Origin of the sequence: Roseobacter sp. HKCCD6576-2, from assembly GCF_013179285.1 — a bacterium.
Taxonomy (GTDB): domain Bacteria; phylum Pseudomonadota; class Alphaproteobacteria; order Rhodobacterales; family Rhodobacteraceae; genus Rhodophyticola; species Rhodophyticola oceani.
Genome location: NZ_WVNW01000019.1, coordinates 1 through 26014, shown reverse-complemented (window position 1 = coordinate 26014; position 26014 = coordinate 1). Strand labels below are relative to the sequence as shown.

The window sequence follows — 26014 nt, the reverse complement described above, 5'->3', positions numbered from 1 at the left end:
TCGAGGTTGGCGAAGAAGCTCTCGCACATGGCGTTGTCATAACAATCGCCGACCGATCCCATTGATGGCCTGACGCCCATTTCCTTGCAGCGCAGACCGAAGGCGACGGAGGTGTATTGCGATCCCTGATCGGAATGATGAATCACATCCGTCGGTTTGCGCTGTGCAACGGCCATGTGCATCGCATCAAGCACCAGTTGTGTTCTCTGCCGGGTGCCCATGGACCAGCCGATGACGCGGCGGCTGTAGGCATCCAGCACGACTGCCAGATACAGAAAGCCCGCCCAGGTCGGCACATAGGTGATGTCGGCAACCCACAGCACGTTCGGGGCATCGGCATAGAAGTTCCGGTCCACCAGATCGACCGCCGGGCGCACCCTTGGATCGCGTTCCGTGGTCACCACGAACTTGCGGCGGCTGACGCCTCTCAAGCCTTTGGCTAGCATCAGGCGCTCGACACGCTTGCGACCAACGAAGACACCTTCATCGGCCAGTTCGGCGTGAATGCGGGGCGCACCATAAGTCTCTTTCGAGGACTTGTGGATCGTCGCGATCCGTTTGGTCAGCGCCTCGTCGGCTATCTGGCGAGCGCTCGTCGGACGGCTGTGATAGGCATAGAACCCGCTCCGGGAAACTCTCAGCGTGCGTGACATCATCTGGATCGAATACTCGGCCTGATTTGCGGTCATGAACTCGAAGACCTGCGCGATGTCACGTCGTTTTGTGCAAACCAGGCCGCGGCCTTTGAGAGGATATCACGCTCCTGGCGCAACTGCTTCACCTCGCGCCGAAGCTGGCGCAGTTCGTCACGTTCTTCGCTTGTCAGGCTGCTTGGGGCATCGCCATCATCGGCCGCCGCCTGCTTGACCCATTCGTGGATCGTCGCTGCGCAAGGCTCTTACTCCCGCGCCAAGCTCTCAACACTGCGCCCGGCGCGCACAAGCGCGACCATCTGCTCCCTGAATTCCGCAGGGTACGGGTTCCTCGTTCTCGGCATAACAAACACTCTCCTTCATCAGTGAAAAGACGCTGACCTTGCCGTCCTTTGCGGCATGCCAAACGAACCGGCCTTTCTCCAGCCGCTTACTGAACAGGCATGCGCCCTGCGCATCCCGGAAGACAAGGAAATCACCATACAGGAAGCGCGCCTCGATCCATTTGAGCAAACGACGCTTCAGATGCTGCGCTTTTTCTTTCAATCCTTCGCCTGCCCGTAATCCCAAGGTTGGGTCCACGCGCTGGAACTTGGCCGCAGCGCCTGTGGCGAACATGGCGCTGGCTTTGCGCACAAGGTGCTGGATGCGCTGCGCGCTGTCCGGTGTACGCGACGGTCCATGTTTACATTCAATTCGCCCTCCTGTCCGGGGGCTGCTCGGCCCTTTTGACCGAGCATGAGCGGCGGTTCATGGCGGCTTTGACGGCAGTTCGCTACGGTCGCAGTGGCCACGCGAGGCTTGAGCTGATGATGCTCTGCGAAGGCAATGACATCGAAGAGGTCTTCAAGAGCTTTGCAGTCATCGCAGATGCCATGCCAGAGCCCGCCAAGGCGGAGCGAGTGCAATGAGGGAGATCTTCGCCACCATGCTGGCCGTCGACGCCCTGTCGTGGCACTACAAGTCGGGTCTGCATCCGACCCTGCGTGAGGCCATGGCCGCAGAATTACGGTTTCCGTCGAAATCGGCCGGGCCGACCGCGCAGACCCGCTGTGAGAGTGCCTCTGAAGTATGGCAGCTGCGAGCCGTAACAGAGATAGCTGATCGAAAGCGCGCGTGATGGAACTGACCACTACCGAAGTTGTCCTTCTTCCGATCCTGCGCCGCTTCAATGATGCATTCCTGCATCCCAAAACCTCGCATGGCGGGAGGCCTACGCCGTCGCGGCCATGACGTGGGGTGCGGGGCGAGGTCTTGAGATCGCCCATGCTAATCAGGATTTCCTTGCTGTGCTGATGATGAGCCGACCGGTCCCCCTTTTGCTGAGTGAGGTTGGCGCGCCAAACAATCGGACGGTTCACGATGAGCGGGCAATTCTTTCTATGATTTCAGCGATGCAAACGGACGACACGCCCACTGCGCGAGACGAGATCGCGAGCTTGACGGCTGGTCGGGTCGAGGCGGCCGTGATCCGGACCGGGCTTGCGCTTGCTGCGCTTCTTGATCCGATGAAATCAGCAGGCGGGAGCAAGGAGCGTCCCGCACTCTGTGTCGTGCATTAATCCGCGGTTATATGCTGAATGGTCGAGAAGCCTTCGAATTTCGGGCTTCCTTCGTGCAGTTTCGCGGTCTGGCCTGCGCCCTTGTGGGCGTAGCGGAACGCCTGTGACGTTGTCCAGGCCTTGAAGGCCTCGATGTTTTCCCACGTCGTATGGGACGAATAGAGGATCGTGCCATCATCGCCCTCGGGCCCCTTCAGCATGTGGAATTCGACGAACCCGTCCATGCCTTTGAGGTGGCTGTCGCGCCCGAGCCAGAGGGCTTCGAACGCCTCGGCGTTTTCGGGCTTCACGGTGAAGCGGTTCATGGCGATGTACATGTCTGTAGTCCTTTCGGTCGTCTATCCGGCGCGGCGCGCGGAGTGGGGAAGAAGGTAGGTGGCTGCCCCTTGCGGTGTCGTGTTGACCCGCAGATCGCAACCATAGGCGGTGCTCAGAGTCTGGTTGGTGAATACGGTTGCCGGTGGGCCTGAGGCAAGGCAGCGACCTTCGGCCAGCAACACGACATGGTCGGCGAACATCGACGTGAGGTTCAGGTCATGCATGACCGCGATTACGCCACCACCAGCGCGGGCATAGTCGCGGGCGATCTCCATCACCTCTAACTGGTGACCGATATCGAGGCTTGAAACAGGCTCGTCCAGCAACAGCCAGCGCGGAACACCATCTTCGACCGGTTCCCAAACTTGGCAGAGGACGCGGGCCAATTGTGCGCGTTGCTGCTCGCCGCCTGAAAGTTCCTGATAATAGCGGCCTTCGAAGCCAGAAAGGCCGACGCGGGCAAGTGCCTTGGACGGCAGCGACGGGTCGGTGGCATCCCGGCCCGCCATCAGACCAAGGCGCACGATTTCAAGGACGGTAAACGGGAACGCGATACGGGACGCCTGGGGCAACACGGCACGGCGCGTGGCAAGCTGCCAGCCCTTCAGCGTTGTAACGTCTTGACCCTCCAGCAGGACACGGCCCTCGAACGCGATCTCCTGCGTCATGCCCCGCAGCAGTGTCGTCTTGCCCGAGCCATTGTGACCGACGATGGCTGTTATTTCGCCCGCCTGCGCAACCATGTCGATCCCGTGCAGGATCGGTTTCTGCCCGAGATGAACCCGGATCTGTTCAGTGGCAAACATGAGCGTCACATATCCAGCAGGGAGCGGTTGCGCAGCAGGATCCACAAAAAGAATGGACCGCCGATAGTGGCGGTGACGATCCCGATGGGAAGTTCCGCCGGTGCGATGATGGTGCGCGAGATCATGTCAGCCGCGATCAGCATGGCCGCCCCCAGGAGGGCCGCGTTGAGCAGGAGGAAACGGTGATCGGGCCCCACGGCGATGCGCAGAAGGTGCGGCACGACAATCCCGATGAACCCGATACCGCCCGAGACGGCGACGGCCGCCCCGACGGCTGCGGCGACGGTCAGGATCGCGATGGCTTTCATGCGCTGGACCGGGATGCCAAGATGCGCCGCCGCCGCTTCGCCGAGTGCGAGGCCATTGAGGCTGCGCGCAAGGAAGGGGGCCGCCGCGAGGGCGACGATGATGAGCGGACCTGCAACCAACAACTTGATCCACGTCGCGCCCGCTAGCGAGCCAAGGCCCCAGAACGTTAGGTCACGTAGCTGTTGATCGTCGGCCATATAGACGAGAATGCCAGACAACGCGCCTGTCAAAGCGCCCAACGCGATCCCCGCCAGCAACATGACGGCCACCGAGGTGCGCCCTCTGCTGGTTGATACGGCGTAAAGCAAAATGGTGCTGGCCCAACCTCCGAAAAAGGCCGCAAACGGCACAAGGTAGAAGCCCACCATGTCACGGACGGCGAGAGGTAAGAGGCCGCCCAGAACGATGGCAGTGATGGCGCCCAGTCCCGCACCGGCCGAGATGCCCACAAGCCCGGGATCGGCCAGAGGATTGCGAAAGAGCCCCTGCATAACGGCGCCTGATACCGCAAGCGCCGCCCCCACCAGGATGCCCATCAGCAGGCGGGGTAGGCGAATATCCCAAAGCACCGTGCGCGTGACCAGATCAAGCGGCTCGCCCGACGCCAAGGTGTTGAAGACATCGACCAGCGAAATGCCCGACGCGCCGGTGGTAAGGCTGGCGACGCTGACAATGACGAGCAGTCCAGCGAGAAACACGAAACAAAGGCGCGCGCGAGCCTCACGGTCGCCAGCGATGGGTGTGGCCGATCTTGCGTCGTCGACTACGGCCAAGGTCTCAGCCCCCGACAGTGCCCAAGGCTTCGGAGAGTTGACCGACAGCCATCGGAGTGCGGGGCCCGAACCCGAGAAGCAAAAGACCGTTGATCCGAACGACGCGTTCGTTCTGGGCAGCAGGGGTCAGGCCGAGGGCCGGGTGCGCGAACAGGTCGGCGTTCGCCGCTGAATGGTCGCCGCCTCGATCCATCATGAGGATCACGTCGGGTGCTGCCGAAAGCACCGCTTCGTCCGTCAGTTGCCGATAACCTTCGAATGCATCGATAGCGTTCTGACCCCCGGACATTTCGATGATTCCCGACGCGGCGGTGCCGGTTCCCGACGCCATGACTCGACCGTCCTGCATTGACAGAATGAACAGGACGCGGGGCGCGTCATCCGAAATTGCGGCAACAGCCTGCGCGAGTTCGGCTTCTATCCGGTCGGCGAGTGCCACGCCCTCTTCGGGGACGCCGAGCGCGTCGGCGACGGCTAGGATCTTCGAGCGAACGCCATTGGCATCGAAGGTTTCGGGCACTTCGACGAACTCGATCTCCGCGTTTGCCAGCACTTCGATTGACTCAGGCGGCCCGGCGCCTTCTTCTGCGATGATTAGGTCCGGCCGGACCGACAGCACGCCTTCCGGGCTCAGCGCGCGTATGTAGCCCACGTCGGGCAGCACCGCGACCTCGGGCGGCCAGCTCGATGTGGTATCTCGAGCCACCAACAGGTGCTCCATTTCCAGTTCATAAATGATCTCGGTGATCGAACCACCCACCGCGACGACGCGCGGCCCCTCATTTTGCGCGCGTGCCGGGCCGAAGATAAAGGCCAACAAGAGGCCGAAGATCATGATGAGCGCGAGGCTCGACGGGGTCAGCCGCTTTAGCGGTCCGCGCCGGATCATGCCAAGGCCTCCTCGGATGAAAGACGGGGAAGCGCTTCGGCTATGGACCGAAACTTGGCGGAATGATCTTCCGCACCCTCCTTGCGAAGCCCGAAACACTGAAGGATCAGCATCCCCCGCGCGTCGAAGGCTTCGATGGACAGGGCCGGGCCGCGCTTTGTAGGCTTCTCGACCAGCCAGACTTCGGCGACGTGGTCGGCGCGCAGATGCAGGTTGAACCCCGGGTCCATCACGTTCTGCCAAGGCCCCATTGGCACCAGCTTGTGGATTGGACCGGAATGGATCTGTACGCAGCTACGATTACCGACAAACATCATGATGGGTGCCTCGGTCTCGGCCATTGCTTCGAGGGCGCCGCTCATCGCCGAAGGGTCGAGCGCGACGGCGAAGGGCTCGCCCGCGATACGGTAGGCGCCAAGGCGATTCATCCTCAACTTCGACGTCAGACGCATGAACTGGTGCGTGTCCGTCATCTTCGCCCATTCCTGGCGCAGGATACCGGCCTTGTTGAGGTCGCCCTTGGGGGTTTCGACCGGCTCGCGTTCAGAAAACAGCGGGTTGGCTTCGGGCCCTTCAAGGTCTCGCAACATCACGTTCCACGCCGCGACGTTTGACCTGTCCCTCAGGATCACTTTGTGGACGGCATCGCCTGCTGCGTCGAACACCTGGATCGAGCGGCGGGTCTGTCCGTCCACCTCTTTCTCGACCGCGAAGGCATGAACCCAATGCTTTGGGAACATCCGCAGATCAATGTTCTCGGTCAGCACCATCGAGGCATGGTCGCCTGAATGGAAATTGTCGTAGACGCCGATCTTTTCGTGAACAGCGCTTTCGTTGCGGGTCAACGCCATGACTTCACCCAGGGTGCAGACCGCCGGGATTAAAGAGTTCGGCGCTGTTTGCAGGGGCAGAGCCCCAAAACCGACCTGCGCGGCGACCAGGGCTCCTTCGCTTATGTCCAGACTATCTGCAAGGTCCCGCGGCCGCACCTTCGGGTTGTCGAGAATCGCCGCTTGAATCGACTCGTTCGTCTGGGGTGTTTGCGCATCCATAGATGTGCCTCTCTGATCGTATGTTGATGAAATTCAGAGGCTTGCTCGATCACTGAGTGACCATGCTGGCACAGTGTTCATGGCGACGCGGCTCAGCCATCACCTATTGTTGACGGTTTTAGTCAGACATAGTAACGAATGCAAGTATCGCAGGTGCGCCCCAGCCGAAAATCGCTGTGCCGCCCACGGTCTTGCCAGCCCGAACGACCGGCCAGCCCTTCCAAAACATCAGTAAAGTGCGAGGGAGTGTGATGCGATATCATACGGGACACGCGTGCTTTGGGACCACGACCGCGATGGCGCTCGTGCTGGCCGCCTTGGCTGTCCCAGTGCACGCGCAAGAGACAACGACACCATTGGGACGAATCGTCTTCGGATACGGGACTGATCAGGTCGCGCTCGACACGCCTCTGGCGACCACCGTGATTGACGAGGAGGAAATCAACAGGCAGCTCGCTACAACCGTAGGGGAATTCTTCGACGGGGCACCGGGCGTTCAGGCCGTGGGCTCCAACCGTCCACTGGGCCAGACATTCAACATCCGCGGCTGGGGCGAAGTGCCCGCTGGTGACGAAGGCCGAGTGATCGTCCTGCAGGACGGGGCGACGCAGTACTACGAGCAATACCGGCTCGGCTCCTTCTTCTCGGACCCATTGCTGTTTTGTAATGTCGAGGTGTTGCGCGGACCTGCCTCGGCCGTGCTTTACGGCTCGGGCGCTATTGGCGGTGTGATCCGCTTCGAAACCTGCGATGCCGAGGATTACCTGACCGACGGCCAGACCAGTCAGTTCCGGTTCTCGGCCCAAGGTGAGACCAACGGCGAAGGCGGCGCACTCTCGGCACGTTATGCGACATATCTCGGCGACGATTGGCAAGTCTTCGCGAACCTCAACTATCGCGCGGCGGAAGCCTACGTAGATGGTGACGGGACCGAGATCGAGGGCTCGGAATTCACCGCGCTCTCAGCCCTTGCCAGTGCCACCTACAGCTTTGATAGCAGCCGGTCGATCCGCTTCATCTATGAGCAGTGGGCAAGTGATCTTGATGATACCTCTTACGAACAAACCGGTTCCGGTGGGTTCGGCACAGTGGATCGTGAGACCATCGATCGGACCTTCAGCCTGATCTACGAAGGCGCTGAAGCGTTTGGCGATGTCGAGGTCACCCTTGCCTATGCCGATACCGATGTTTTCCAGGAGAACGCCAATCCGGGGTTCCCAAGCGGGAGCGTTCTGTTCCAGGATGCCGAATATGGCTACGACACGCTGTCGCTGGATGCACGCGTCACCAGCGATTTGACATTCGGCAATGTCCAAAGTGCCTTTACATACGGCGCGACGATTTCGCGACAGAACCGCGTCGCAGAGGCCGACGTGTCGAACTTCATCGACTTCCACCCCGAGGGGACGGCTGACCGGATCGCTATTTTCGGGCAGAGCGAGTTGGATTTCGGGAATGGCTTGACCCTGGTTCCGGGTCTGCGTCTTGAGTGGGCGATCAACGAACCGGGCGAAGACGACCCAAGTTCGACATCCGACTCGCGCGAGACGGTGGAACTGTTCCTAGTCTCTCCGTCATTGGCCTTCACGTATGACATCACCGACGAGTTCGGCATCTTCGGATCAATCGGGCAAACTCAGCGCGCGCCGAATTTGGACGAGCTATATTCTTACGATCCGCCGAGTGGCTCCGCACCTTTGGGTGAAACGGCTGCGACCGATCTGGAGCCGGAAGACGCCCGCAGTGTCGAACTCGGCTTTACCTATTCGCGTGCCGGGCTGCTGAACGCCAACGACGCCTTCGATGCCCGCGTCACGGCCTTCTATTCCCATGTCGAGAACCTGATCGAGCGCGACAGCACCGACGGAACGCCGTATCACCGCAACATCGGTGAGGCGGAAATCTACGGTCTTGAGCTAGAAGCGGCTTATGCCAGCGATACGTGGTTCGCAAATCTCGGTGTCGCCTTAATCGAGGGTCGCAACCTATCAGACGATGAGGTCTGGAGCCAATTACCGCAGGACAGCCTGTCTTTGACACTGGGCCGACGGGACGAAGCAACCGGTGTCGAGGTTGGTTGGAGGCTCAACGCATTCGCCGAGCTAGACTACGAAGGCGCGCGTTTCGGTCAGAATCGGTTCCCCGGATACGTAACCCATGACTTCTTCGCATCCTGGGCGCCGCAGAACGGGGCACTTGAGGGACTCGAGTTTCGCTTGGCCGTCGATAATGTGCTCGACCAGACTTTCATCAATGCCCTCGATGGCGACACCGGTCGTGGTCTCACTGGGCGTCTTGAGGTCGCTCGAGTCTGGAACTTCTGAGGAAACGCTATGAAACGCTATCTTCACTCAGCCGTTCTCAGTATCGCCTTGGTCCTTCCCTTGGGGAGTGCGGCGCAGCAGGCAGGCGGTGCGCTAATCGTCGAGTTGAACCGGGTGGTTCCGCTCGACGATGCCTGCCGCCTGACCTTCATGGCTCAGAACAACATGGACATGGATATCGAACAGATCGTCCTGGAGACCGTGCTGTTTACCACCGATGGGGGCGTCGAGCGGCTAACACTTTTCGACCTCGGGGCCCTGCCGACCGCGCGCCCGCGGGTGCGTGAATTCGACATGCAAGGGCTAGCCTGCGACGGGCTTGGCCGGGTTTTGTTCAACGGTGTGGATGCCTGCACGGGCGAAGGGGCCGACCCCGAGACCTGCGCAGGTTCCCTCCACCCCGTCACTCGTGTGGATGGGGTGGAGGTGATCGGATGACGCTGGAAGGTGCGCTGTCCAATCTTGGCGGGCTCGTCGATCTTGGCGGGCCCGTCGTAGCCATTCTGCTGGCGATGTCGTTGATTTCGCTGGCCGTCATCATTTACAAGGGCGGCCAATTCGTGAAGGCGGGTGTGGGCCGGCATGATCGCTTGCGCCGGGCCTCGGCCGCTCTGGATCGCGGTGACTGGGACGAGGCGCGCGCGCTTCTGGGCGATAGCCGCAGCCACCTTGCGCCGCTGGTTGAGGCGATGCTGGACCGGATGAATGCCGCTGACCCAGAAACCTATCAGGCGCGTGTCGAGGTCGAGGCTGCCGAACGGCTCGACCGGCTGGAAGGCGGATTTCGCCTGCTCGACAGTATTGCGCAGATCGCACCGCTTCTGGGCCTTTTCGGCACGGTTCTCGGCATGATCGACGCGTTCCAGGCCCTGCAGGAGGCGGGCGACAATGTGGATCCGTCAATCCTGGCCGGTGGCATCTGGGTGGCGTTGATGACCACGGCGGCGGGCCTGGCGGTTGCGATGCCGACAGCTCTTGTCCTCACCTGGTTCGAGACCCGGACCGAAGCAGAGCGTGCCATGGCCGATGGCCTGATTCGCCGTGCCTTCTGCCCGGTGGAGAGCGTTCCGAATGCCGGTTAGGGCCGCCAGAGCGCGGCGCCGTGCCCTGTCGCTCACGTCGCTTATCGACGTGATCTTCCTGCTTCTGCTGTTTTTCATGCTGACCTCGACCTTCACGCGATTTTCGGAGATCCAGCTTTCGGCGGCGGGGTCCGGCGCGTCGGCGGCCCTGCCAGATACCTCGCCGCTGTTTCTAAGATTGAGCGCCGAGAGCCTGGCGCTGAATGGCACCGAGACCGCGATGGGAGCGCTGCGCGCCGAGATCGCCGATCAGATGGACGGACCCACGACGCTGCTTGTCAGCGCAGAGGATGACGTGAACTCGCAGCGGCTGGTCGATTTGCTGGTCGCCCTTGGGCAAGACCCCGATCTGTCCGTCACGGTTCTGGAATAGGCTCATGTCCCTGCGCCGTGCCAAGATCCGTCCGACCCGCGAGCCGACCATCGCGCTGATCAACGTGGTGTTCTTGATGCTGATTTTCTTTCTGATCGTCGGGGCGGTCGCGGCGCCGTTGGACCCGCGGGTGACGCTGGTAAAAACCTCCGAGTTGGAGGGGCGCGCGCCGCCCGATGCCGCCGTGGTGTTGGCCGATGGCAGCCTGCTTATAGGTGGGCGGGAGACTACGCTGGAAGCACTCGCTGCACTTGGGTCTGTTGTCCGGCTGGTCCCGGATCGCGCATTTCCCGCCAACGATCTGGTTATTCTATCACGCCGCCTACGAGAAGCCGGTGCCGACGAGGTCTGGATCATCACCGAGCGGGGGCTGCGATGACGCCGCGCCGCATCGTGGGGGCGACGGCGGCGATCCTGCTGTCGGGCGGCGCACATCTCGTCGGCAGTGGCTGGTTCACGCCCAACCGCATCGAGCTTGAAGGTGGGGGGGAGCCGATCCCCGCCCGCCTCGGCAATTCCTTCGCCGATATGGTGGCCGGGATGCCGGGGTCGGAGCGGCCCGACGTGACGGACCCCGTCGAGGTGGAGGCCGACACCGTCGCGCCGAACCAAGCCGAGCCGACAGCACCAAACGAGGTCGATCCAGCAGACGCAGAGGTGGCGGATGCCCGCGATTCCGAGCAGCCCTTGGTCGACGCGCCCGCAATCTCTGCGACGCCGAGCACGATCGCCGCCATCCCCGCCAGCCCGGTCGAGACAGCGCCGGTAGAGCCCACAACGTCGGCGGCGACGGCCGTAGTCGAGACGGCGCGCCCCGAGACGTCCCAAGCGGTGGCCGAGACCGACGCGCAGATCCTGACCCCCTTGTCGAGCCCGCGCCCCAGCGTCCGTCCTGACGGTCTGGCACCACCGCCACCGCCACCTCAATCGGTCCAACCACAAGTCGCCGCCCCGCAACCACAGCCACAGCCCCCCGCTGTAACCGGCGGCGGTTCGACGAACACGACCCGGGGGTCGGCCTCCGGCACCGAAACCGGCGCGGCGAACGCAACCGCACCTGCTCCTCAGCAACCCACACCGCAACCGGGCAACGCGGCTGCCGTTGCAAATTACCCAGGTCAGGTCATGCAACAGATCTCGCGCCAGGGCCGCCCACGTCTGCGCCATAACGGGCCCGACGCGGTCGTTGCGTTTCGAGTCGCATCGAATGGGGAGCTTGCGGGCGTAAGCCTCGCACGCTCGTCCGGCAATCCGGAGCTTGATCAGGCGGGGCTTGCGATCGTGCAGCGCTCGGCACCGTTTCCGCCGCCGCCCAGTGGCGCCCAGACTAGCTTTTCCGTGGCGTTCGGTGGGCGGTAGAATTTGGTGTCGACAAAATGACGGCGAACGACAGCCCTCGGGCCTTTTGGATCGCGGGATGAGGGTCGTTCGACACCGTGACCACAGGGACCGTTCAAAACCGTGGGGTCAAGCTGCTTTGAGCAATGGCGGTGTTGGGCTAACGAAGGCCGCAATGTTGCCTGGAACAGGTGGCTTCGGCGCTTCATATTTCGTTCGTTCAGCCAAATCACCGTTTAGCACAGAAGCCCGCACTTTCAGCAGGTAATGTGCCCCGGTGCGAGACCATCGCATTTGTTGCCTTTTGACAAATCTTTTGGCGACTAGCCGGTTGACGCTCGCCTCGGCCGGTGCGGTCGCAATCCGTTTTCCGGCGCGGTACCGCTCAGCGTAGTTAACCACCGAACTCTTGTTCCGGCTTATGTAAATCAGCAGAGTTTCGAGCAACTGGTCCGCCCGATGCGCCCATATGCTTGGCACAGTGTCTCTGGACAAATCTCTTCGAACCCCCGCAATGAGAGTGCGCGCGCGGCCCGATTGACCGTTCCACAAACGCCACTTTATCCGTTCGATTCGATCTCCAAAGTTCGATAGGTGCTTTGGAGCCGTTACTGCGAGCTGTGCCAGCTGCTGCATCTTCATTGAAATATGAAACCAGTCGAGGATGTGAGTCACCGGTTGCGGAAGCATGCCTGCGAGGCGCTTCAGGCACTCCGCCCCGTCCGAAATGACGGTGATTTCGCCTTTGTCCACGTAGCCCTGCCTTTTGAGGGCTAGGGCAGCCACGGCCTTTAATTCTCTGGGCTGTGTACCCTCAAAAGCAAAGATGGGTCCCGGCGGATCGCCCCTGCCTCCTTGACCGCAATGGCCGACAACAGCTTCGAAGGTTCGTCCGCCATATCGCTTGACCAGTGGAATGTGCGCCGTGTCGACATTGAAGATAAATTCACCTGCCGGGTCGCCAGAGAGCGCAAGCTCAAGCTACGTCCTATCCGGATAGTCTAGTTCTTCGAACCAACGCTGTTGCCTTTCAGCTTCTTCGATCCGCTTCCCAATCGCCAAGGTGCGATTGCGAAGCGTGGTGAATGTTCTTGCCGATTGATCCGGCAAGAATGTTGCCAATCCATCGGATGCTTCACGATAAGAGAATTTTGCGCCCAGTTTTGTCGAAAGCTCCAACAGTTCAGGCGTGGCACGGTCTCTGCAAATGTTAGCCGCAGGGGAAAAGGTGAAACAACATGCCGGATGGCATTTTTGGCAGACCGTAAGGCGAGGGGAGCGTGCAGGGATTTCACCAAAGACAGTCAAGATCTTTCTCTGGCTGTAGTCCTTAATTGGCAACAGTCCGTCGCAGGTGGGACATGCGCGGCAGTAGCGAACCCAAAGATCCAGCTCGCGATAGAGGATGATCTTCTGAACCTCTTTCATGATCGCCTTACCGCCTTCGATCGAGCAGCCCAGCTTTCCATCAGCTAGTCCGCCAAGATCCTTCTCGATGAGAAATTCCTTGCAAGATTCATCACCGATCGGGTCAACGGCTTCCAAAGTAATGCGCCAGTGCATCTGCGCCTCCATAGCTATGGTCTTTGGAGATCTTCACTACCTCCTACTCTTGCTCTCGCCCCGTGGTTTTGAACGGTCTCGCTCCAATTGCTCCCCAATCAGTTCATTCCCAACCGTCAGTGCATGATCGCGAGGACCCATACGATGATCGAATGGCTGAAGGCTGCCGAAACACCCAACAGGACCGCCTGTTTGACCGTACCTTGCACAGCGATGATGTAGGCGGCCATCATCGTCTTTGAATGGCCGGGCTCCAGCCCGTGGAGGGCGCCGAGCACCAAAGCGAAGGCAAACAGAAGCACCGGGTTGGCGCTTCCGGCCTCGATCATCTCCGTCAAACCCATGTCCGCGCTCCCTTTATTGTGCCGCTCCCCTGGGTGCAAAGGTCCGCCCCCCATCCATCCTAACGACCCGATCTACGAGGCGGTCAAGAAACGTACTGTCATGGCTGGCCACAAGAACCGCCGCGCCGCGATCGGCAGCGTCACGCAGCAATCGGCTGACAAGCCAAGTGGACGGACTGTCGAGCGCGCTGGTGGGTTCATCCGCCACGATCAGCGCAGGCTTAGAAATCGTCGCGCGGGCAAGGGCCACCCGCTGGCATTGCCCAATGGACAGCTCCGCAGGCCGCGCTTCAGGGTCGATCTCGGCCAGTCCCACACGGGCCAATGCCTTAGCCACCATTTGGCGCTGTGCGCTGCGCCGCAATCGGCGCTGGCCCGGAGCAGTCAAAGGTTCAACCACGGAGCGCCAGATGGGCCAATGGGGCACCAAACTCCCGATCGGGTCCTGGAAGACGGGAAGGATCGCGCCCGGGCGGTCCAAGCTTTTCGCGCGCCAGATCGTGCCGCCCGAGGGCCGTTCGATGCCCATGACAAGCCGTAGAAGCGTCGACTTCCCGCAGCCCGATGGCCCCTGGACGCCAACGATATCTCCGCCGTTGACGGCAAGGTCCGCAGATTTCAGCGCCTCGACGCGCCCCTTGTCATAAGTGGCGCTGACACTGTTCATGCGCAGGATCGGCGTTGCATCTACGCTGCTCTTGCGTTCAGGCAACGTCCTCAGTGCCGCCAAGAGACGGCGGGATTCCGGATGCTCCGGGCGGGCTTTCAGCGCGGTGGGTGTACCTTGTTCAACCAAATGCCCACCGTGCAAGATGCCTACTCGATCCGCGTTTCTGAGCACCAGTCCGATATCATGGCTGATCAGCACAACCGCCGCCCCAAGTGAGCGCAAGGCGGCCAGCACCGACTGGGCCCGGTCGGCATCCAACGCGCTGGTGGGTTCATCCACAATCAGGATCGGCGGCGTGAGAGCACCTGCGGCGGCGATGGACGCGCGCTGAAGCATCCCGCCGCTCCACGTATTGGGATGCTGGCGCATCCGGGCCTCAGCCTCACCCACGCCGAGGCCCGAGAGTCGCCGGGCAATCTCCGGCCAGGTTGCCGCAAGGCCCTGACATCGCCAGGCCTCGGCCACGTGGTCGCGCACGGGGCGCAATGGATCGCAACTCTTCCATGGGTTTTGCGCCACAAAGCCGACCTGCTGGCCCCGCACCTCCCGCCAGTCCCACGCGTCGGCGCGCGCCATGTCGCGGCCATTGATCAAGAGAGACCCACCCACCTCCGTCCCGCGACGGTGGAGCCCTGCGAGCGCTTTGGCGATGGAAGATTTGCCCGCGCCAGAGCCACCAACCAAGGCGAAGCATTCGCCGGGCTTTAGTGCAAACGAAACACCCTGAACCGGAGACGCACCGCCCGGATAGGTGATCGTGAGGTCTTCGCACTTCAGCACCGCCTCCATTCAAAAAGCCTCCCGTGGGCTGGCGACGTCCCGCAACGCATTGCCCAAGATGTTGGCCGATAGGATCGACAGAAAGATCGCAAAAGCTGGAGCAATTAGAAGCCACGGCGCGATGGGGAAAAACAGGCGCGACTCCGACAGAAGCGCGCCCCATTCAGCAGCAGGTGGTTGGACACCCAGGCCCAGAAACGAAAACCCAGAAATGATGCTGATCATGATACCAAGCTGCAACGTCGCGTAGATACCCAATTGCAATGCGACGCCCGGTAGGATGTGACCCCAGATGATCCGCCATCCCGGTATGCCCGCCATCCGGGCGGCGACGACGTGGGGCCGACGATGCGCATCCAGCGATAGCGACCGGGCGAGCCGTGCGTAGTAAGCCCATTCGCCAATGATGATCGCAATCAGCAGATTAAAAAGACCGGGGCCAAGCAGCCCCAGCACAACAAATCCCAGCACCAACGGCGGCAAGGTCATAGTGATGTCGACCAGACGCATCAATAAGATGTCGGTTATCCCGCCCGCGAGTGCCGCAAGGATGCCGACACACAGACCAATCAGGAAGACGGCGGCGAGCAGGAGCAAAGCCGCCCCGACCGAGCGTTGCGCGCCATCCATCACGCGGCTGAACATGTCCCGCCCGGTCGCATCGGTGCCGAATAGATGTGTCAGGCTCGGCGGCTCTAGCGCATTCGCGTAGTTCGGCACATTAGGAGCATGTGGCGTCCAAACTGTGCCCAAACCGGCGAACAGAAGGAGAAGGGCAGCAAGGATCAGACCGACGCGACCCGACCGATGCCGCCACAGGCGGTAGAGTAGCCGCCGCTCGGCGACGGCAGAAACCTGGGGGCGCAAGATGTCCAACACTGCCATCAGCTCTGCCTCCGCAAACGGGGATCCAGCACCATGGCGACCACATCCACCAGCAGTGACGCCGCGACGTAGGACAAGGCTGCAATCAACACGTAGCCTTGGATGACCGGGTAATTGCGGGATGTGAGCGCTTCGAGCAGGTACGCCCCAAGGCCGGGCCAGGTGAAGATTGCCTCGATCAGTGGGGTGCCACCGATCAGAGCCCCGACGCTGATCCCGATGGCTGTGAGGAACGGCAAAAACGCATTGGGCAAGGCATGTCGCAGAAGGATGCGCCGCTCAGACGCGCCGCGCGCGCGGGCCACCTCGGCATAGCCGCTCGACATTGCCTCTAACAATCCCGCGCGCAAGAGCTGGGTCCAACTGGCAGCACGGTCGAGACCGATTATGAAGGCGGGGATTAACGCCGCGGACCAAGACGGGTCCGCCAACACGCGGCCAATCTGGAAGCCGATGACGACGAAAGTGAGTGCTAGGAGCGCAAAAACGAAGGTCGGAAGGGCCGCACCGATTTGGGTGTAGAGGCGGATCAGATGGTCCGGCCAGCGGTCTTGGTAAGCCGCCGCAATCAGTGCCAGGATCAGCGAAAAGGCGATCGAGAACACCAACGCGAGCCCCAGCAGCATCAGCGTCGCGGGCAGCCGGTCCACGATCTCCTGCGAGACCGGCGCTTGACTGGTGAAGCTCTGCCCCAGATCACCCTGAAACACGCCGCCAAGCCAAGTGATGAACTGGAAGATCAGTGGCTCGTTCAAACCCAGCGCTTCGCGTGTCGCCTTGATTTCAGCCGATGTGGGCTCTTGCATGCCCCGCCCCAGCAGCACCCGCTCGGCCACATCGCCCGGGGCAAGCGGAAGGATCGCCCAGACAATCACGCTGGCGGCCAAAGCCGTCAGGAGGGCCTGGGCAACCCGGAAGAGGACGGCGACCGTCAGGTCGCCGCGCTCAATCATGTTTCGAAACACCGTCACTCGTTCGGGGCGGTGTCGAACTTGACGTGGTTCCATGCCACGGCAGGGACGTAGTTGGACCACGCATCGCTGACCAGCGCCCGCTCGATTAGGATCGTTGCGTTGAATACGTATGGGTCTTCGTCGACCAGGATCGTTTGGATTTCGCGCAGCATTTCGTAGCGTGCTTCCTCGTCGACCGTGACATCCAGTGTTTCGATCAACTCTTGCACGCGGTCGTTGCAATAGCCGCCGTAGTTGCGATCCCCTTCACAGGCGACGTAGCGGTTCAGAAACCCGCTGACCGAGCCAACCGTTGCGGTGCCGGTGGCAACCATCGCCAGGTCCCATTCGACCAGATCGTTCATCGTGGCCTCAGTGACGTTATCGACGGACACGATCTCTGACTGGATACCGATGGCGGCCAGATAGGCCTGCATTGCTGTCGAAAGCGGAACCAAGTCGGGCTGCTGCGGATAGATCATCAGTGTAACTGAAAGCGTCTCGCCATCACGCGTGCGGGTGTCACCGTCGTGGACCCAACCCGCTTCATCGAGGATCGCGTTCGCTTCATCCACATCGTAGCGATAGTTTTTGACGGCCCATGGGAAGCGCGGATTGTAAAGCGAGGTGGCCGGGATTTTGGCACCGTGGAAGACATCATTGGCCAGTTCCTCATAGCTCACGGCCAGCATCACGGCGCGGCGCACGGCGATCTCTTCAAACGCCCCGTTCGTGACATCCATGACCGACAGGAACCCGCCCGTGGACGGCGCACCAAGCGCAAGGTTCGTATTCGGCGTCACGGCGAAGACCGGGGCTGCCGCGATCGGCGGATAGAGCGCGATATCGACTTCGCCGTTCTGCACCGCAAGGATGCGCGCGTTAACGTCCGACACAAAGCGGAGCTCGACGCCTGCCATGGCCGGAGTGCCCTGCCAGTAATCATCGTACCGCACGGCGATCATGCGCTGGTCGTCCAAATCGGTGAGCATGTAGGGGCCGGTATGGATGCCCGCGCCTTCTAGCGCTTCATAATCCTCACCCGCGGCCAGGACCGGGCCAACGTCGATGATCATCAAACGGCTTTCATGGGCGAGAATGCTGGGTAGCTCAGGCACCGGCACGCCGGTTTCGACGGTGATCTCCCGTTCACCGGTTTGGGTGAAGGTAGCCTCGGCCGGGAGGACAGCCTGGGTGCCACTGTTGCGCTCGCGGTGGTATTCGATCGCTTCTAGCACGGCGGGTACGTCCATCGCTCGGCCATTCTGGAATGTCACACTGTCGCGTATCGTGATGACCCAGGTAGTGCCGTCCGTCAGCTCCAAGCTTTCGGCGAGCCAAGGCGTGATCGTGCCGTCGGGTTGAAACTGCATCAGCAATTCGCCTTGGCCGAATTCCTGCATCCAGAACCCCTGGCTGACCGGGTCCATGGATCGGATCTGAAAGCTTGTGGCCATGCGGAGGATGTCATCAGCCAGTGCCGGCGCGCCCGCCAGCGCTATCGCGCCGCCGAGCAGGATTGATTTGAGCTTCATAGGGTCGTCTCCTCGGTTGTGGCCTGGGTCGCGCGCGCTGCCCTAGCCGTATGAAATCTGAGGTCGTCTGCAGTGCCACCATTGACCAGCACCTCGCGCACGAAACGGCGTGTAGCCGCAACGTCGGGGAGCTGGTACCAATGGCCATGCGGGTAAAGCGCCAGCACCGGGCCGCGATTGCACGGGTAGATGCAGCCGGTCCGTGTGGTCAGGCAGCGGTCGAAAACGCCTGCCGCTTTGAGTTCGTCTTTGAGCATGTGTGTGAACGATGCCGCCCCGTGGATTGCACAGCGTGGCCCGGTACAGACCAAAAGGTGGAATTCGAAATCTGGTGGATCATTCCATCCCGGCTTGCCTAATCGTGGTGCCACACCCTCGATGGGCTTTGCGGGGTCGGGATGTGCCAGAGAAGACGCCGTGAACGCGGCCAAAGCATCAGCGTGGTGCGCAGGATCAGCACCCAACTCCAGACACGTGTCCCCGTTTTCCCCGCGTGTCCGCCAATCCGCCACCACGCCGGGTAACCACGTCAAAAGGCCTTCCGGGAATGGAATGCCCAGCGGCTGCACACGAATGCGGCGATGCCCTTCGGCCCGCATCGTATCCAGCGCGTCGATCAAGCTTGGGCTTGTCTCTTCCAGGCGAATAAGGCGCGCCGGGCGCGATGTCGCACGGGTTGCAGCGGCCTCAAGCCGATCCAAAGCCCCTTTGCTAAGGGAGTAGGCCGACACGACGAATAGGATCGCGTCCGCGTCAGTCGCTTCCGTTAGCTGGTATTGGGTTGCGTCCATACTGCCCTCCGCTGCGAAGCAGGGGGCCAAAGACATCCGGAGCTTGTTAAAGGCGATTTGGCCTTTGTCATCTCGGTTCTCCTTTCCGGACACCCCGCCCGGTTCGAGTTACGTTTCAGCACCAAAGGCGCCCGAGATGGCAGGTCTCCTGACTTGCGGGTCACTGCTTCCCCAAACCTTCCCAGGCTGCCGAAATTCGGGCCCAGTGGTCTCTTTGGGGGTCGCTCGCCGCTCACAGTTGCGGGGGCAGTCACGGAATCGGTGCCTGTTGACACCTCACCGTATTCCCTTTTCATCCCGGTCTCGGCATGCGCCACCCGGGAACCATCCGTGTTAATTGAAATCAGATTTGGAATACGGTCAAGGCCAAGAATAGATGAAACAGCTACCCCGTGTTTTGTCTTGTGCGAGCTGCAGCCGTGAGACCAACCGATCTGCCACCCTATTCAACTCAAGGTTTTTGGCAGACTTTCGAACGTCCGGTTCGGTGATAGCTTCATCCCGCTCCATATGAAGCTCTGCGGATGCAAAATGATGCTGTATCAGCATTAACCGCGGTTGCATCAGACCGCTTCGTCCCGCACAGCAGACGTAAAGCGTCGGGAGTCCAACAACCGCTTTGGCGATAGTGGGCCCATTATGGTCGTTGCGTACCAACAGCCGATCACCTGCGCCGGCCTGAAGGACATCTTCGGCAAAGAGATCAGCCGCGATCTGATTGGGCGGTTGCATGCAGGCGGTCTCATCGGCACCGGACTGCGATCCCCACGGTGCGGAGCGTTTACACCTACGTGACGACCGAGCAGTTCCTAGTGGCGTTCTATCTGGAGTCGCTCCAGGACCTGCCGGATCGAGAACAGCTGCAAGATGCGGGCCTCGAAGCTGAAAACTAAAATCTGGACCGCGGGTGCAGTGACAGTACTCTCTTTGGGCTGGCGTAAGCCCTGCAAATCTTCCATCGCATTGGATAAATGTAAGGTATAATCGAGCGCAGTCACAGACAACGGGTTAAAGGGGCCCTGGAAGCCCAGGCTTGGTCCAAGACAGGTCTGCAAAACGACCCTTGCGCAAGACATCGCAGAAGGCCGCGATGCGGTCTATCTCTATCTGGATGAGCAGATGGGCCGGCTTGTTGTGATCGATAAAATCCAGTTGGTGCCCGATCTGTTCAAAGCTCTGCGCGGCCAAATCGACCGGCGCCGGAGGGCAGGGCACCGGACCGGGCAATTCCTGTTGTTGGATCGGCGTCAAACACGCTGCTGCATCAAAGCGCCGAGTCCCAGGCTGGACGGGTGAGCTATCACGAACTGACGCCCTTCCTTCTGCCAGAGGTCAGTGTCGACGAGATGTCGACGCTTTGGCTCCGGGGCGGATTCCCAGACAGTTTCTTGGCGAAGTCCGATCGTGCCAGCTTGACCTGGCGCGAGGATTTCATCCGAACCTATCTGGAACGCGACATCCCGTCTTTTGGGCTGCGCATTCCAGCCGAAACACTGCGCCGGTTCTGGACCATGCTTGCGCATGAACAAGGTGGACTCATCAATGCGGCGAAGCTAGCGGGGAACCTTGGTGTCTCGGGACAAAGCATTGCGCGCTACCTGGATCTGCTGGTCGACCTGATGTTGGTGCGGCGGCTTCCGTCTTGGCATTCGAACGCGGGCAAACGGTTGGTAAAATCGCCGAAGGTCTATATTCGCGATGCTGGATTGGCCCACGCTTTGCTCGGAATCGAAAGCACGGAAGCTCTCTTGGGGCATCCTGTCATCGGCGGAAGTTGGGAGGGGTTTTGCATCGAAAACCTCATTGGTGCAGCGCCGCGCGGAACCGAGGCCAGTTTCTATCGTTCGTCGGCGGGGGCAGAGATAGATCTCCTGCTGAAACTCCCTGGCGGCGCGCTTTGGGCGATTGAGATCAAGCGGACGACAGCGCCGAAGGCCACGCGCGGGTTTCATATCGCTGCTGACGACTTGGGGGTGGGCGAGCGCATACTCGTCTATGCCGGAGAGCGGGAGGTTCCGGGCGCGGGCGGCGTGCGCACTATGTCTTTGAAAGACGCGATAGAGCAGCTCACATCTACTGAGACCTAGGGCGGTCGATCCATCACAATCCGGAATCAAGCGAGGGTGTTGGATTCAGCAAAATCATTGGACTGGTACCGTGCATCTGTCCGATACTCGCTTCATGACCGAAATCGACACACCGCATCTGGACCTTGTCCGCATCGTTCCCTCCGAGAATATGGCCCGGTTCTACGGGATCGCGCTTCAACCTACCCTCTTCGGCGAGGTTGCCGTCGTCAGATGCTGGGGTCGGATCGGCACTCGCGGTCGTGCTATGGCTGTCACTTATCAAGACGCCGAACGGGCCGCGGATGCATTAGCAGACCTAGAGATCAAGAAGCGTCGCCGGGGCTATGTCAAAATGAGTGACTAGGTAAAGGTGTGCGTATTCCGTAAAAACTCGCGCTTGATCGAGGGGTGTCTGACGTCAGCGCCAATGGGACAGTTTAGGGTGATTTGATAAGGGAGGGTTTCTGGCACACCGTAACCACCAAGGAGTGGAGATGAGACAGAAACCCGGAACACGCAAGAGCCACGGCGAAAAGGTCGTCAAAGACATCCGCCGTGCGACGCGCAAACAGTATTCCGCCGAGGAGAAGCCGGCACTAACTTGGAGCGGGCACGGTCGTCAGCCGGTCTGGATCAAGGAAGGTCTTGAAGCGGGCAAGACGCTCGACGACTACGCCATCAAGTAGGGTTGGTCCCTCTCGGAGCGCCCCGGTCTGAAGGGCCACTCCGGTACACCGAGAGTGAAAGCGTCCTTTCTGTTGCGGGACTGACGGAAAATGCCGTTGGGGGTGTCTCTGAAGGATCAGTTTGGTGTCTGGCCGTCGGTCCGGGCCAAGTGTCTCCCCCAAGCCCGCGGCTGGCTCGCATACCCATGTAACAGATCAGTATGGCCCCTTTGCTACACAGGTCATCCCGGCCACTGTGAACGAGGCACCATATATACTGGATGGTCTGCTGATGAGCCCGACCGGAAAGCGGATCAAAGAACAATATGCCGATACCCGTGGCTTCACGGACTCTGTGTTCGCTGCCACATCGTTGCTCGGTTATCTGTTCATTCCGCGCATCAGGGATTTGCCGTCCAGCTGTCTGGCCTTCGCTGTGCCAAAGGTTCCGTCTCAGTGTCTCGGCCGGTTTGGTGAGTATCGCAGCTGTTCTCCAGAAGTCTTCCCTCTGCACGAAGCCCTTGATCGCGTTCTCCACATGCTGAACCCGCATCGAGACGTGCCACAGTCGAGGATGTGTCGCACTTTTCCATTGGCAGCTTCGCGGACAAGGATTGGCAACGCCGTCTCACCGTCTGAAATCAATGTGACGGAACGTCGACCATCCCACCCTCAGCCAGGACGGATGCGAAGAGATCGTCCATCTCTTTGTCGCACGCGTCGATATCGACGCCCTCATCCCGCAGCTCCGCCACTATTTTGGCGTCGTTCATGTCATTTCCTCGAATGGATCGCACCATCAAACCTGGGATCAAACAACTAAACTGTGTTGGCAAAATGAAAGTCTAATAGGCGCAGATCACATCATGGTTCATGTCTATGGAAATATAGATCTCTAGTATTTTTCATTTCAGCGATCCGGCTCTAAGAGGAGGTGAAAGACGAAGAGCGAATTGACTGGATGCACTTAAGGGAGCCGAACAGCGAAAATCTGTAACCTCTACTGGGAAAGTGGAGGCGTATTTTCTAATTATCGGCATCGCTCAGGATGAAAGTAATGCTTCCGATAGATATCTATTAAGAATTATGTGAATACCAACTGTAATTATAGAAGAGCCGTCTAGCGAATTTAATTCAGATGTAGAACTTCAGGTGGTTATGAGGTTGCTTTTTCATCATCGGTGAATGCGATCATGAATAAAAATAAATCTAACTCGTAGATGGAGCGTAGGAAAGTAATTGCCAAGAAAGCGGAAGTTTGGTTAGACATTCTTGCTTTCCTGAGTCGAAAGGATTGCTGCGAATAGCTCGTATTCGGGTGAGACCAGTTTGATTGGAGAAAACATAATGGATTTCCATGTTTCAGACGAGCTCAATAGCACGATTGTTGAAACGGCAGCAGACTTTTTGAACAATGGAGCAATCAGTTTTGATGTGATATCTGCGGACGGCAATAGTGCAGCGACCCTTTCAGTGATTATAGTTCAACTTGGTGATCCAAACCTAGTTTCATCCGATGCACGCGGTTACGCTCACATGAACAGTATCGGATTGAGTGGGGTTGGCACTGTTTGGACGTTTCCAAGCCGAATGAGAGGGTTAAACTACCGAGCGCGGTTAGACAAACAAATCACGAATCTCATTCATGAAGCGCTTCACCTCGACGAAGATATTGATCGCCAAAGGGCTAAAATTAGTTCAGATTTAGCTGTAATAGGTGTGGACGTGTCGAACACCAGAGCTCAGGTGGTAATTGAAGAAAAATTAATTAGAGATGCGATTAGTATAATAGATGCGCTTTCACCAGTCTTTCGAGCTCGAGGACACTATGACAGTATAAATCGAATAATTCGTTCATATGGACGTGGGGAGCTATCCGATGCAGAAGAGCAGTCTATCCGACACTACTTTAACAGCCCTTACTATACAACTCCAGCAGTTGAATTCAACGGAAGTGTTTACGGCGTCAATGTGAATGATGGCTCGGTCGAATACCACAACACGCAAGAAGTGATTGTTGAAGAGGTCCCCAGAAACAAACACTGCTTCAAGTCTAATAGTGCAATTCAGGGATGGCCGCTCAATTCGTCGCTTAAATCACGCGCGGATGGTACATACGATGAACAACTTGTTCTCTCGAAGACCTGGGAGAAGGCCGTCAATGAAATCCGAGTTGGTAATCTGGTTGAGCCCTATCACGGCGAGGTTCGGATCGAATGCGACTCAGTCACGGGCATCATGACTAGCACGGACACGCATTTGCTGGACTCCTGGGATACAGGTACCAATCTTGGCCATGCGTACTACCGTGCCGGGGTAAATCTAGAGGCCAACACGTGGCGCTCATAGACCTCCTGCGTCGTGTAGAGGGGACAGCCATGCGCGCAGATGGCCCTTTGATCCGCGCCGCGACAGACTTGGAAGTCTGCTCCATGGGCGACATGATGACAGTTGAGGATGGCGCGATCGAAGAATGTGCCTTCCACTTTCCCTATTCCTATGGTTCAGAAGTGTCTGAACCATAGGATCTCGTCCTTGGGTTTTGATTGCGAGGCGGCATCGGAGTGCGTTCGGTTCAGCTTCGGGCGGTTTTCAACAGCGGACCAGGTTTGCTCAGCGCTCGATGCGATCAGTATAGCGTTGCAAAGCTCTACATCAGTCAATTAGCATTGACAAAGTGAGACATATGACGTAAATACCGAGACATATGGCGTTGTTAGGGGGGTGCTATGGCACGCGTTCGCGAGTTCGATACAGGCCTTGCCCAAGAAGGCCAGGCCGAGATGATACATGCCGGGATCAAGGCATATGCGCGCATTTGCGACTTTTGGAACGTAAAGAGTTCGACGGCGGCAAGCTTGCTAGACGTCGAGACGCGGACGTGGAACCGCATGAAGGCAGGCACATGGGCAGGAAAATTGACGCAAGATCAGGTTTTGCGTCTCAGTGCGTTTGTTGGCCTTTACAAGGGACTGCACCTTTACTTCAGCGATGAGTTGGCTGACCAGTGGCCGACTCTCGAGAATAGTGGCCCACCATTTGCGGGTCAGAGCCCTGTTGACTACATCTCCAAAGGAGGTTTGCCGGCTCTTCTGACCACCAGAAATTATGTCGATGCAATTCGAGGAGGCCTGTGATCCCACCAAAGTCACCGGTCAACGAACAGGCAACAGTACGTCTCGTACCCTCGGGTTATGCCAAGCCTCCTGTGCTTTCGCCGCTTGCGGACTCTCACAAGGAGGAGGACCTCCTTGCAAGCCTTGAAGGCTTGACGGGCGGCCGCCTCGTCGCGGAGCGGGAAGGTCTACCCAACCTCAATCCGAGAGAGCTCACCTATCAAATCTGGGGCTATACCCATATCAACGCGGCCTTTGCGTACACGCGGGACGAGGGGAACCGTTTTAACGACAAGACACGCGGTGCTTGGTATTGCGCCTTCGAGGACCTCACCGCATTGGAAGAAGTAGCCTATCATCGCACGCGCGAGCTGAAGCGTATCAACGTGTTTGACGACGAAGTTCAGTATCAAAGTCTGTTGGCTAGTTTCGTCGGAGACTTCCATGACGTCAGAGGCATTAATCCGGAGCCTGACTATCTCGGGGAAGGCCCAAAGCACGCTTATCCGAAAGGGCAACTCCTTGCGAGCCAGCTGCGTGCAGAGGATTCCCTTGGGATCATTTATCCGTCAGTACGCCACCCCGGTGGCACTTGCCTCGTCGCCTTTCACCCGCACTCGGTTCAAAATGTGCGCTTCGGCGCTCGTTGGAAGTTCACTTGGAACGGCATCCCGGAACCGATCATAGAAAGCGCATAGTGAACCTCAACGATTCAATGTCAATCCGATCCACCCCGTCGCCGGATCTGGCCGGGACCGGCGACGGGGAAGACTATAGCAGAGAAGAGACACATAAGGTGTTCAGTCCCGGCATGTGGTGGATCGGATTTAGGATGAATCGATTTGGCTCTGAAGTCCAGGTTTTGCAGATGTATTCGTAAAGGTGTGAGGCCGCTCAGTGTTTTTATACCAGCGCTCTAAGTGCAAGCGCAGGGATCAAAGTGATGTTCTAGGGCGCCAGTCTGCAATCCGAAGGACGGAATGTCGCGTTCCAGCGAGACAAATTCCTTCGCCGATAGATACGAAATGACCGTCGAGGAAGTAGCTGCGCTTCCGCAGGTTGGCGATGACCCAGCCCCCTGAAATCAGGCCATTGAGGTGCTAGTAATCCTGCTCTGAAACCCGATTTTCCCGCCGTTTGTAGTTAGAGTTTTTCGCTCGTATT

The 26014-nt window shown here is 59.4% G+C and carries 32 protein-coding genes, 4 pseudogenes and 1 riboswitch; of the genes and pseudogenes, 19 read left to right on the top strand and 17 right to left on the bottom strand.

Annotated features, from left to right (window positions below):
- Nucleotides 1-997: pseudogene (locus GTF44_RS20695) on the bottom strand (IS3 family transposase); the annotation flags it as partial.
- Nucleotides 918-1271: a hypothetical protein gene (locus GTF44_RS22280; protein WP_253261379.1), complete on the bottom strand. Its 354-nt coding sequence runs from the start codon at nucleotides 1269-1271 to the stop codon at nucleotides 918-920. The gene GTF44_RS22280 and the pseudogene GTF44_RS20695, both read right to left, overlap by 80 nt.
- A gap of 134 nt (nucleotides 1272-1405) precedes the next feature.
- On the opposite strand from GTF44_RS22280, the gene GTF44_RS20685 reads away from it, so the two are divergent.
- The 3 genes from GTF44_RS20685 to GTF44_RS20675 all read left to right on the top strand — a co-directional run bounded on the left by GTF44_RS20685 (nucleotide 1406) and on the right by GTF44_RS20675 (nucleotide 2215).
- On the top strand, nucleotides 1406-1564 hold the full coding sequence (locus tag GTF44_RS20685) for a hypothetical protein (RefSeq protein WP_171563013.1): 159 nt from the start codon (nucleotides 1406-1408) through the stop codon (nucleotides 1562-1564).
- Nucleotides 1561-1773: a hypothetical protein gene (locus GTF44_RS20680; protein WP_171563015.1), complete on the top strand. Its 213-nt coding sequence runs from the start codon at nucleotides 1561-1563 to the stop codon at nucleotides 1771-1773. Before GTF44_RS20685 ends, GTF44_RS20680 begins: the two co-directional genes overlap by 4 nt.
- 274 nt (nucleotides 1774-2047) lie before the next feature.
- Nucleotides 2048-2215 (top strand): hypothetical protein, encoded by a 168-nt coding sequence (locus tag GTF44_RS20675; RefSeq protein ID WP_171563017.1) that lies wholly within the window; start codon nucleotides 2048-2050, stop codon nucleotides 2213-2215.
- Here GTF44_RS20675 and GTF44_RS20670 read toward each other — a convergent pair.
- Genes GTF44_RS20670 through GTF44_RS20650 form a run of 5 tightly spaced genes read right to left on the bottom strand, consistent with a single transcriptional unit; the run spans nucleotide 2212 to nucleotide 6362 of the window.
- Entirely contained in the window at nucleotides 2212-2532 is a 321-nt protein-coding gene (locus tag GTF44_RS20670) for an antibiotic biosynthesis monooxygenase (protein WP_171563019.1), read from the bottom strand. The two genes, GTF44_RS20675 and GTF44_RS20670, sit on opposite strands and share 4 nt — an antisense overlap.
- A gap of 21 nt (nucleotides 2533-2553) precedes the next feature.
- Nucleotides 2554-3339 carry a heme ABC transporter ATP-binding protein gene (locus GTF44_RS20665; protein WP_171563022.1) on the bottom strand — a complete coding sequence of 262 codons (786 nt, stop codon included), beginning with the start codon at nucleotides 3337-3339 and terminating at the stop codon, nucleotides 2554-2556.
- 5 nt (nucleotides 3340-3344) lie between these two features.
- Nucleotides 3345-4385 carry a FecCD family ABC transporter permease gene (locus tag GTF44_RS20660; protein ID WP_367383439.1) on the bottom strand — a complete coding sequence of 347 codons (1041 nt, stop codon included), beginning with the start codon at nucleotides 4383-4385 and terminating at the stop codon, nucleotides 3345-3347.
- 40 nt (nucleotides 4386-4425) lie between these two features.
- Nucleotides 4426-5310, bottom strand: coding sequence for a hemin ABC transporter substrate-binding protein (locus tag GTF44_RS20655; RefSeq protein WP_171563025.1), 885 nt, complete (start codon nucleotides 5308-5310; stop codon nucleotides 4426-4428).
- Nucleotides 5307-6362: a hemin-degrading factor gene (locus GTF44_RS20650; protein WP_171563028.1), complete on the bottom strand. Its 1056-nt coding sequence runs from the start codon at nucleotides 6360-6362 to the stop codon at nucleotides 5307-5309. The genes GTF44_RS20655 and GTF44_RS20650 overlap by 4 nt, the downstream gene beginning before the upstream one ends.
- Before the next feature lie 296 nt (nucleotides 6363-6658).
- Here GTF44_RS20650 and GTF44_RS20645 point away from each other — a divergent pair, with 296 nt between their 5' ends.
- Genes GTF44_RS20645 through GTF44_RS20620 form a run of 6 tightly spaced genes read left to right on the top strand, consistent with a single transcriptional unit; the run spans nucleotide 6659 to nucleotide 11500 of the window.
- Nucleotides 6659-8686 carry a TonB-dependent receptor gene (locus GTF44_RS20645; RefSeq protein WP_171563031.1) on the top strand — a complete coding sequence of 676 codons (2028 nt, stop codon included), beginning with the start codon at nucleotides 6659-6661 and terminating at the stop codon, nucleotides 8684-8686.
- A 9-nt stretch (nucleotides 8687-8695) separates the two neighbouring features.
- Nucleotides 8696-9124, top strand: a complete 429-nt coding sequence (locus tag GTF44_RS20640; RefSeq protein WP_171563034.1) for a hypothetical protein — start codon at nucleotides 8696-8698, stop codon at nucleotides 9122-9124.
- Complete coding sequence (locus GTF44_RS20635; RefSeq protein ID WP_171563037.1) at nucleotides 9121-9768, top strand: MotA/TolQ/ExbB proton channel family protein; 648 nt, start codon at nucleotides 9121-9123, stop codon at nucleotides 9766-9768. The genes GTF44_RS20640 and GTF44_RS20635 overlap by 4 nt, the downstream gene beginning before the upstream one ends.
- Complete coding sequence (locus GTF44_RS20630; RefSeq protein ID WP_171563040.1) at nucleotides 9758-10141, top strand: biopolymer transporter ExbD; 384 nt, start codon at nucleotides 9758-9760, stop codon at nucleotides 10139-10141. The genes GTF44_RS20635 and GTF44_RS20630 overlap by 11 nt, the downstream gene beginning before the upstream one ends.
- Nucleotides 10142-10145: 4 nt before the next feature.
- A complete protein-coding gene (locus GTF44_RS20625) occupies nucleotides 10146-10520 on the top strand; it encodes a biopolymer transporter ExbD (RefSeq protein ID WP_171563042.1) in 375 nt (124 codons plus the stop codon).
- The gene (locus tag GTF44_RS20620) at nucleotides 10517-11500 is read left to right on the top strand and encodes an energy transducer TonB (RefSeq protein ID WP_171563045.1); all 984 of its coding nucleotides are present in this window, start codon (nucleotides 10517-10519) and stop codon (nucleotides 11498-11500) included. The genes GTF44_RS20625 and GTF44_RS20620 overlap by 4 nt, the downstream gene beginning before the upstream one ends.
- 108 nt (nucleotides 11501-11608) lie before the next feature.
- Here the strand turns inward: GTF44_RS20620 and GTF44_RS20615 are convergent, their stop codons facing one another.
- The 8 genes from GTF44_RS20615 to GTF44_RS20580 all read right to left on the bottom strand — a co-directional run bounded on the left by GTF44_RS20615 (nucleotide 11609) and on the right by GTF44_RS20580 (nucleotide 19000).
- Nucleotides 11609-12232: a hypothetical protein gene (locus GTF44_RS20615; protein ID WP_171563048.1), complete on the bottom strand. Its 624-nt coding sequence runs from the start codon at nucleotides 12230-12232 to the stop codon at nucleotides 11609-11611.
- 228 nt (nucleotides 12233-12460) lie between these two features.
- Nucleotides 12461-13042, bottom strand: a complete 582-nt coding sequence (locus GTF44_RS20610; protein ID WP_171562591.1) for a hypothetical protein — start codon at nucleotides 13040-13042, stop codon at nucleotides 12461-12463.
- Between the two features lie 116 nt (nucleotides 13043-13158).
- On the bottom strand, nucleotides 13159-13371 hold the full coding sequence (locus GTF44_RS20605; RefSeq protein ID WP_216365205.1) for a hypothetical protein: 213 nt from the start codon (nucleotides 13369-13371) through the stop codon (nucleotides 13159-13161).
- A gap of 28 nt (nucleotides 13372-13399) precedes the next feature.
- On the bottom strand, nucleotides 13400-14845 hold the full coding sequence (locus tag GTF44_RS20600; protein ID WP_171562587.1) for an ABC transporter ATP-binding protein: 1446 nt from the start codon (nucleotides 14843-14845) through the stop codon (nucleotides 13400-13402).
- Nucleotides 14846-15721: an ABC transporter permease gene (locus GTF44_RS20595; protein WP_253261380.1), complete on the bottom strand. Its 876-nt coding sequence runs from the start codon at nucleotides 15719-15721 to the stop codon at nucleotides 14846-14848. It abuts the gene before it with no gap.
- Nucleotides 15721-16674, bottom strand: a complete 954-nt coding sequence (locus tag GTF44_RS20590) for an ABC transporter permease (RefSeq protein ID WP_171562585.1) — start codon at nucleotides 16672-16674, stop codon at nucleotides 15721-15723. Before GTF44_RS20590 ends, GTF44_RS20595 begins: the two co-directional genes overlap by 1 nt.
- A 14-nt stretch (nucleotides 16675-16688) precedes the next feature.
- Nucleotides 16689-18209, bottom strand: coding sequence for an ABC transporter substrate-binding protein (locus tag GTF44_RS20585; protein ID WP_171562583.1), 1521 nt, complete (start codon nucleotides 18207-18209; stop codon nucleotides 16689-16691).
- On the bottom strand, nucleotides 18206-19000 hold the full coding sequence (locus GTF44_RS20580) for a ferredoxin (RefSeq protein ID WP_171562581.1): 795 nt from the start codon (nucleotides 18998-19000) through the stop codon (nucleotides 18206-18208). The genes GTF44_RS20585 and GTF44_RS20580 overlap by 4 nt, the downstream gene beginning before the upstream one ends.
- Before the next feature lie 120 nt (nucleotides 19001-19120).
- A riboswitch (cobalamin riboswitch) is annotated at nucleotides 19121-19344 on the bottom strand.
- A 301-nt stretch (nucleotides 19345-19645) separates the two neighbouring features.
- Between GTF44_RS20580 and GTF44_RS22275 the strand changes: the two are divergent.
- From GTF44_RS22275 to GTF44_RS20560, 6 genes and pseudogenes are all read left to right on the top strand, one after another.
- A pseudogene (locus GTF44_RS22275) lies at nucleotides 19646-19893 on the top strand (SMC-Scp complex subunit ScpB); the annotation flags it as partial.
- Nucleotides 19894-20119: 226 nt separating this feature from the next.
- Nucleotides 20120-20296: a hypothetical protein gene (locus GTF44_RS22270; protein WP_253261381.1), complete on the top strand. Its 177-nt coding sequence runs from the start codon at nucleotides 20120-20122 to the stop codon at nucleotides 20294-20296.
- Nucleotides 20293-21087, top strand: a complete 795-nt coding sequence (locus tag GTF44_RS20575) for an ATP-binding protein (RefSeq protein WP_367383437.1) — start codon at nucleotides 20293-20295, stop codon at nucleotides 21085-21087. The genes GTF44_RS22270 and GTF44_RS20575 overlap by 4 nt, the downstream gene beginning before the upstream one ends.
- A 94-nt stretch (nucleotides 21088-21181) precedes the next feature.
- Nucleotides 21182-21433, top strand: a complete 252-nt coding sequence (locus tag GTF44_RS20570) for a WGR domain-containing protein (RefSeq protein ID WP_171562579.1) — start codon at nucleotides 21182-21184, stop codon at nucleotides 21431-21433.
- 130 nt (nucleotides 21434-21563) lie between these two features.
- On the top strand, nucleotides 21564-21755 hold the full coding sequence (locus tag GTF44_RS20565) for an H-NS family nucleoid-associated regulatory protein (protein ID WP_171563055.1): 192 nt from the start codon (nucleotides 21564-21566) through the stop codon (nucleotides 21753-21755).
- Between the two features lie 175 nt (nucleotides 21756-21930).
- Nucleotides 21931-22152 (top strand): annotated as a pseudogene (locus tag GTF44_RS20560) (Tn3 family transposase); the annotation flags it as partial.
- Here GTF44_RS20560 and GTF44_RS22265 read toward each other — a convergent pair.
- Nucleotides 22153-22406: pseudogene (locus GTF44_RS22265) on the bottom strand (ISKra4 family transposase); the annotation flags it as partial. It abuts the pseudogene before it with no gap.
- Nucleotides 22376-22507 (bottom strand): hypothetical protein, encoded by a 132-nt coding sequence (locus tag GTF44_RS22475; protein ID WP_301270793.1) that lies wholly within the window; start codon nucleotides 22505-22507, stop codon nucleotides 22376-22378. The pseudogene GTF44_RS22265 and the gene GTF44_RS22475, both read right to left, overlap by 31 nt.
- 574 nt (nucleotides 22508-23081) lie before the next feature.
- Between GTF44_RS22475 and GTF44_RS20555 the strand changes: the two genes are divergently transcribed.
- The 4 genes from GTF44_RS20555 to GTF44_RS20540 all read left to right on the top strand — a co-directional run bounded on the left by GTF44_RS20555 (nucleotide 23082) and on the right by GTF44_RS20540 (nucleotide 25548).
- Nucleotides 23082-24083 (top strand): hypothetical protein, encoded by a 1002-nt coding sequence (locus tag GTF44_RS20555; protein WP_171563058.1) that lies wholly within the window; start codon nucleotides 23082-23084, stop codon nucleotides 24081-24083.
- Nucleotides 24084-24112: 29 nt separating this feature from the next.
- A complete protein-coding gene (locus GTF44_RS20550; RefSeq protein ID WP_171563061.1) occupies nucleotides 24113-24259 on the top strand; it encodes a hypothetical protein in 147 nt (48 codons plus the stop codon).
- A gap of 204 nt (nucleotides 24260-24463) precedes the next feature.
- On the top strand, nucleotides 24464-24871 hold the full coding sequence (locus GTF44_RS20545; RefSeq protein ID WP_253261382.1) for a DUF2384 domain-containing protein: 408 nt from the start codon (nucleotides 24464-24466) through the stop codon (nucleotides 24869-24871).
- Entirely contained in the window at nucleotides 24868-25548 is a 681-nt protein-coding gene (locus tag GTF44_RS20540) for an RES domain-containing protein (protein ID WP_171563063.1), read from the top strand. Before GTF44_RS20545 ends, GTF44_RS20540 begins: the two co-directional genes overlap by 4 nt.
- Nucleotides 25549-26014: the final 466 nt, after the last annotated feature.